Consider the following 6,307-nt stretch of genomic DNA (forward strand, 5'->3'; position numbering starts at 1 on the left):
CCTCTTGCTTCCATGCTCGTTCTGGCCGTTGCGGGGTGCGCGACGGCCGCCGAACCCGTGACGACCCGGGGGCCCGAGAGGGTGACCCGCAACACCACCCTCATCCACAGCGCCAGCGCTGCGGGCGCCTCCAAGGTAACCGCCATCACCACGACCAGCTACGCGGCGGCAACGGAGACGCAGATCGCCCGCGCACCCGACGCCGTGTTCGGCGTGCTGGCGGGCGTATACCAGGACCTGGGCATCACGGTCGGCACCATCGACGCGCCGAACCGCACCACGGGCAACACCCAGATCCGGGCCCGCGGGCAGCTGGGACGGGTGCCTCTCGCCACGTATCTGGACTGTGGGAACACGGGGCTCCAGGGCGTCGCGGCGAACACCTTCCCAATTCGCCTCTCGGTCCTTTCGTCCGTGACCCCCGAGGGTGAGGGAAGCCGCCTGCGTACGGTGGTCGGGGGTGTGTACACGAGCGCCGAGGCCAGCGGCACCGTCGCCTGCTCGAGCACGGGAGAGCTGGAAGGCGCCATCGCCCGGGCCGTGCTGGCACGCGCCACAGCGAGCTGAAGCCGGCGACGCCGTGGGATGGGAGAACGAGCGAGGGCCCGGCAGACGCCGGGCCCTCGTTCGCGTTGTGGTTTCCCCACGATGTCAGGGGCCGTCCGGGGCCGCTCCGACCGGCACGAAGCCGGCGCACCTCAGCACGGGAATGCGCGGGTACTTCGGAAAGCGCGGGTCCGTCTCGGAGAGCTGGCAGAGGAAGAAGCGCGAGCCCTTGCGGGTTTCGACGATGCGGACGTGGGCGCACGAGCCGCACAGCCCGGCGGGCGGCGCGTGGGGCCGGGTCACGCGTCGCGCCCCGCGGGCCGGGCGCGCGCCTCGGCCGATGCGTCCCACCACCCCGAGAGGGAGTAGCTCAGCCACAGGAACACCGACCCGAAGCCCAGGAACAGCAGCACGCGGAAGAGCGCATCCAGCCGGGCCAGGTCTACCAGGAACAGCTTGGCGACCGCCGCGAGCAGCGTGAGGATGGCCAGCCGCTCCAGCACCCGCGAGCCGCGGCGCAATGCGTACACCAGCAGCCCCAGCCCGTACACGCCCCAGGCGATGGTAGCGATCCCCTGCCCTCCCGGCAGGTGCGCCACCTCGCGCACCACCAGCGCCATGGCACCCATCTGCGCGGCGATGCGGTACGCCATGGCTTCGGAGGGAACGCGGATCCACCCCGCGGCGGCAAAGGTCGCCCCGACCACCACCGCGTCCGCCGCGAGCCGCCAGGGGCCCGTGGCGCCCGGAAAGGCGATGCGCCACGCGAGCCACGCGCCCGCGGCCAGCATCAGCTTGTGTGCCATCCACCGCACCGCCACCCCGGCGCCGCGGCGCGCCAGCATGTGAAACCCCAGCCCCTGCAGCGCCAGCGACACCAGCAGGGCCTCGCCCTCCAGCGCGCCCAGGCACCCGGCGGGGAGCAGCACGGCCACGGCGAACAGCAGCACCTTCGCGATCCGCGCGTCCTTCGCGCGCAGCGCCCACGCGGCGAGCAGGTAACCCGCGGCGAGGGCGATGGCGGCGGCGCCCCAGCGCTCGGCACTCATCCTCCACGTGATGCCGCTGACGGCCAGGGCCATCGCCGGCGGCACCAGGGCGATGCCGTACCAGTGGAGCACGTCCCTGCCCGACCAGCGGCCGTGTCCCCCGTGCTCCGCCGCGCGCCAGTCCGCGACCCGTCGCGCGATCGGCAGCACGCCGAGCACGATCCAGGCGAACGCTACCGCCGCCTGGATCCATCCCCGCCCCTCCGCTCCCGCGCGGAACGTCTCGGCAAGGAGGTTGGCGTACAGCGCAAGGAGCGTCCACGCCAGCGCCATCGACGTCCACAGGCTGGAGCGCCACCCGCGGCGCAAGTAGGGCACCACCGTCCACGCCAGGATGAACGAGGTGTACGCCGCCAGGCCGCGCGGGCTGGCGAGCGAAATCCCCAGCAGCAGCGGCACGCCCAGCCCGCCCCCGGCACCGAGGACGGCCAGCGCCGGCTGCCCGCGCGAAAGGGCCAGCCCGAAGGCGGCCAGGGTGATGGCGACCATCGCCCCGAAGGCCGCGGTGTACGGAACCAGCGAATACAGGTAGTACGCCGCCCAGCCGGTGATGTAGAAGGTCGCCGCGCCGCCGCCCAGCAGCACGGGCGCGAACCGCCGCCGCTGGTCGATGCGCAGCCCCAACCCGGAGAGCACCGCCCCCACCGCCGCGCCGAAGCCCACGCGCACCTGCGGCGTCACCCAGCCCTGATCGATGGAGTAGCGGAAGAGCAGCCCCACCCCCAGCAGCAGCAGCACGATCCCCAGCCGGTTGAGCCACGTCTGCCCGTCCCACGGGAAGAGCGCCGCCAGGCCGAGGTCCGGCGATGGCCGTCGCGGAGCTGTCCGCGGCCCGCGCGTGCCCCATCCATCGAGGTCGGCGGATTCGGCGATGGCGGGAATTGGCCGTGCCTCGGCCTGAAGCGGCGGACGCACCGCTTCGACCCCCCCGTCGCGGACGGGAGGAAGGCGGCGGTGCAGTTCCTCCACCATCCGTTCGAGGCGCGCCAGCCGCTGTTCCAGGGAGTCGTCCGGAAGCGTGGTCATGAGGTCATGCGCTGGTGTGGGATGCGAAGGGTGCCGGTCAGCGGCCGCGCGCGGCCACGTTCCATGCATCCACCACCTGCTCGCCGCGAACCCCGTAGACGCGCTCGTGAAGGTTCACCGACACGCACACGTGGTTGGGGACGATGCGGACGCGGTCGCCCACCCGTGGGCGCCAGTCGGTGCGCGACAGGTCCAGCAAGCCGTGCTCTTCGGAGACGGACTTCACCAGCACCTCGGGACGGTCCAGGAGCGCGCCGAAGCCCACCGTTTCGGCGCGGATCTCCTCCTTTGCCAGCGCCTTGGAGCCCGCGTCCACCACGGCCTGCCCGGGCACCGCGGTGGAGACGACGGTCGCCAGCACCGAGTACGCGCACTCGTCCCAGCCGCACGCGCCGATCTCGGACGTCGTGCGGTCGTTGAAGATGTTGGTGCCCGGCCGCACCTCGGTGAGCCCGCGCACCTCGTGCGATCTCCAGAACGTGGGAGTCGATCCCCCGCTGACGACCTGCGGCGGCAGCCCCGCCGCGGACAGGGCGTCGACGAACGATGATACGCGATCGGACAGCGCGCGGATGGCCTCGTCCTGTCCCCCGACGTTGCCGCGGACGTGGCCAGGATAGAACATCACGCCGCGGTATTCGATCGCCGGGGCATCCGCCGCCGCCCGCGCCAGTGCGACGGCCTCCCCGGGCGTCTGCAGCCCCACGCGGCCCATGCCCGCATCCACCTCCACCAGCACGCCGACCGTGCGCCCCGCCTCGCGCGCCGCGTCGGACAGCCCGCGGAGCGCCTCGGCCGAGTCCAGCCCCACCGTCAGCCGTACGCGCTCCGGCAGGGCCATCAGCCGCCGCAGCTTGGGCGCGCCGATGGGCGGATACGCGAGCAGGATGTCATCGACGGCATCCGCCATCACTTCCGCCTCGCGCGGCGTGGCGACCGTGACGCCCACCGCGCCAGCCTTCACCTGCGCGGCGGCGAGCGACGGGCTCTTGTGGGTCTTGGCGTGGGGGCGCCACGCCAGGCCGTGCGCGCGGCAGTACTCCGCCGCCCGGCGCAGGTTGGCGTGCATCTGGTCCACGTCCACCAGGGGCGCGGGGGTGTCGATCTCGGTCAGGTCGCGCGGATCGGGCATTCGGAACGGCCGGTGGATGATGGCGTGCTCAGCGGCGCTCGCGGTCGCGGCGCAGGATGGGATCGTCGGGGTCGAGGATCCCCGGACGCACCTTCAGGTTGCGGTTCTCTCGCTTGAGAAGCAGCTGCTGCTGGAGCTCGGCGAGCATGTCGGGATCTACCTCGCCGCCGGACTGTGCGCGGTGCTTGATCGAGCGGGCTTCGCGCTCCAGCGGGCGGGCGAGGATGCGGTCCATGTTCTCGGCGAAGAACACGGGCGCGCCGCTCCAGTCGCAGTGCTCGGCATCGCCGCGCACCGTCTCCACGTCGCCCGCCAGCTCCTCGGGAAACTCCAGCAGCCAGCGGCCTTCGGGGTCGCGGCGGCCCTCGGTTTCGATCAGCACGCGGAAGAGGCGGCGGTAGTCGGGGTCCTGGAAGTCGTCGGGGCCCACGAACTTGGCGCACTCTTCCACCCAGCGCTCGGAGTGGAACATCATCATCAGCAGGTTGCGCTCGGCGCCCATGCGCAGCCGCAGCGCGGGGGTGGCCAGCGGTCGGTCGGCGTTCCACCGGCTCCCCTGCCGCTCCCCGTCGCGGGGACGCCCGTGCCACTGCTGCCGGTCGCGGCCGCCCTCTCCACGCCCGTTGCCTCGCCCATCACCCCAGCCGTCGTCCTGGCGCGTCAGCGGCTGCTCCTGCCGCTGCTGGCTGCGCATTTCGCGCCGCGTGGGCGCGTCCACCACCTCGGCCGCCTCGCGGGTCAGCGCGTCGACCGGCACGCCGGTGCGGTCGGAGATGCGCTTCAGGTACACGCCGCGCAGCACTTCGTCGCGCGTGGCGCGGACGGTGGGAAGGAGCAGGTCGATGGCCCGGCGCGTTCCCTTGATGCTGCCGAAGAAGTTCTTGCGGTCCAGCAGCAGGAGCTTGCGCTCCAGCACGTCCACCGCGTCGTCCAGGTAGCGGCGGAGGGCGTCGGCGCCCTGGGCACGCACCAGCGAGTCCGGGTCTTCGCCCTCGGGAAGGGTGGCCACCAGCACCTCGACGCCGGCGCGCAGCAGCTGGTCGCCGTTGCGGAAGGTGGCCTTGAGCCCCGCCTTGTCGCTGTCGTACAGCAGAATGGCGCGCGGCGCGTACTGCTTGACGAGCGCCGCCTGCTCCTCGGTCATGGCCGTGCCCAGGGGCGCAACGGCGTGGGTGACGCCGTGCGCGGCCAGGGACACGTAGTCCATGTACCCTTCCACGACCAGCGCCACCTCTTCCTTCCGGATGGAGCCGCGGCTCCAGCCCAGGCCGTAGAGCGTGCTTCCCTTGTGGTAGATCTCCGATTCGGGGGAGTTGAGGTACTTGGGGATGTGCGCCTCTACCTGCTGCAGCACGCGCCCGCCGAAGCCGAGGACGCGCCCGCCCAGGTCCTCGATGGGAAAGATCACCCGGCCGCGGAACGCGTCGTAGGGATCGCGCCCGGCCTTCTTGGGCTCCTTGAGCAGGCCGAGCGCGAGCAGGTCGGCGCCGTGGTAGCCGGCCTTGCGCGCCGCCGTGCCCAGCGCGTCGAACGACTCGGGCGCCCACCCCAGCCCAAAGCGCTCAATGGTTTCGGGGGTGATGCCGCGCCGCTTCAGGTAGTCGCGCGCTTCGGCGCCGTCGGGCGAGGCGAGCTGGTCGCGGAACCACTTGGCCGCGAAGCCGTTGATTTCGTACAGCAGCCGATTCGGATCTTCCGCCTGTGCGCGGCGCTCCTCGCGTTCGTCCGGGATCTCGACCCCCACCCGTTCCGCCACCCAGCGGATGGACTCGGGATACGTCATCCCGAGGTGCTTCATGAGGAACGAGTAGACGGTGCCGCCCTCGCCGCAGGTGAAGCACTTGTAGAACCCCTTGGCCGGGTCCACCGAGAAGTTGGGCCCCTCGCCTCCGTGCAACGGGCACGGCCCGCGGTAGGTCTTCCCGGTGCGCCGGAGGCGCGTGTGCTCCGAGAGGATCTCCACGATGTCGGCCCGTTGCCGGATGTCTTCGACGAGGTGGTCGGGGATGGGCAAGGTTGCTGGTGCGTGAGTGCGTGAGTGCGAAAGTGCGAAAGTGCGAAGGTGCGAAAGTGCGTGAGTGCGTGAGTGCGTGCGCCGCCAACGCCACAGCATGTCATCCTGAGCCCCAGGCGAGCGACACCTGCCCGCACATGATCCTGCGCGGGGCGAAGGATCTAGCGTGGTGTACTCCTGAGCGTGGGCGCGGCAGCGGGCGCGATAGCCTTGGGTGCCCCTCCCCCGGCCCCTCCCCGCACAAACTACGTGCGGGGAGGGGGGGGAACTTCGAGCGTGGTTCGACCAGGCCCGGCGCATGCCTCGGGTGCCCCCTCTCCCGGCCTCTCCCCCGCAAACTGCGCGGGAGAGAGGAGCACTTCGATGGCGGTTCGACCAGGCTCGGCGCATGCCTTGGGAGCCCCCTCCCCCCGGCCCCCGTCCCCCGCTGCGCAGGGGAGGGGGAGACCTGAACCGCGCTTCGGCTAGACTCGCGGGGGCCCCTCCCCCGGCCCCTCCCCCGGCAAACTGCGCCGGGAGAGGGGAGAAATCGATAGCGGT

General features: G+C 72.0%; 5 protein-coding genes. 1 reads left to right on the top strand and 4 read right to left on the bottom strand.

Annotated elements, in window-relative coordinates; genetic code table 11:
• A partial coding sequence (locus tag VIB55_RS23435) for a hypothetical protein (RefSeq protein WP_331879102.1) occupies window positions 1-567 on the top strand: 567 nt, incomplete at its 5' end.
• An 84-nt stretch (window positions 568-651) separates the two neighbouring features.
• Here the strand turns inward: VIB55_RS23435 and VIB55_RS23440 are convergent.
• The 4 genes from VIB55_RS23440 to dnaG are packed head-to-tail and all read right to left on the bottom strand — an operon-like array spanning window position 652 to window position 5,767.
• Window positions 652-849: a hypothetical protein gene (locus VIB55_RS23440; RefSeq protein WP_331879103.1), complete on the bottom strand. Its 198-nt coding sequence runs from the start codon at window positions 847-849 to the stop codon at window positions 652-654.
• Window positions 846-2,621, bottom strand: a complete 1,776-nt coding sequence (locus tag VIB55_RS23445) for a DUF2339 domain-containing protein (protein WP_331879104.1) — start codon at window positions 2,619-2,621, stop codon at window positions 846-848. The genes VIB55_RS23440 and VIB55_RS23445 overlap by 4 nt, the downstream gene beginning before the upstream one ends.
• A gap of 37 nt (window positions 2,622-2,658) precedes the next feature.
• Window positions 2,659-3,753: a D-TA family PLP-dependent enzyme gene (locus VIB55_RS23450; RefSeq protein ID WP_331879105.1), complete on the bottom strand. Its 1,095-nt coding sequence runs from the start codon at window positions 3,751-3,753 to the stop codon at window positions 2,659-2,661.
• A gap of 28 nt (window positions 3,754-3,781) precedes the next feature.
• Entirely contained in the window at window positions 3,782-5,767 is a 1,986-nt protein-coding gene (gene dnaG, locus VIB55_RS23455; protein WP_331879106.1) for a DNA primase, read from the bottom strand.
• Window positions 5,768-6,307 lie beyond the last annotated feature (540 nt).

This window comes from Longimicrobium sp. (assembly GCF_036554565.1).
GTDB lineage: Bacteria > Gemmatimonadota > Gemmatimonadetes > Longimicrobiales > Longimicrobiaceae > Longimicrobium.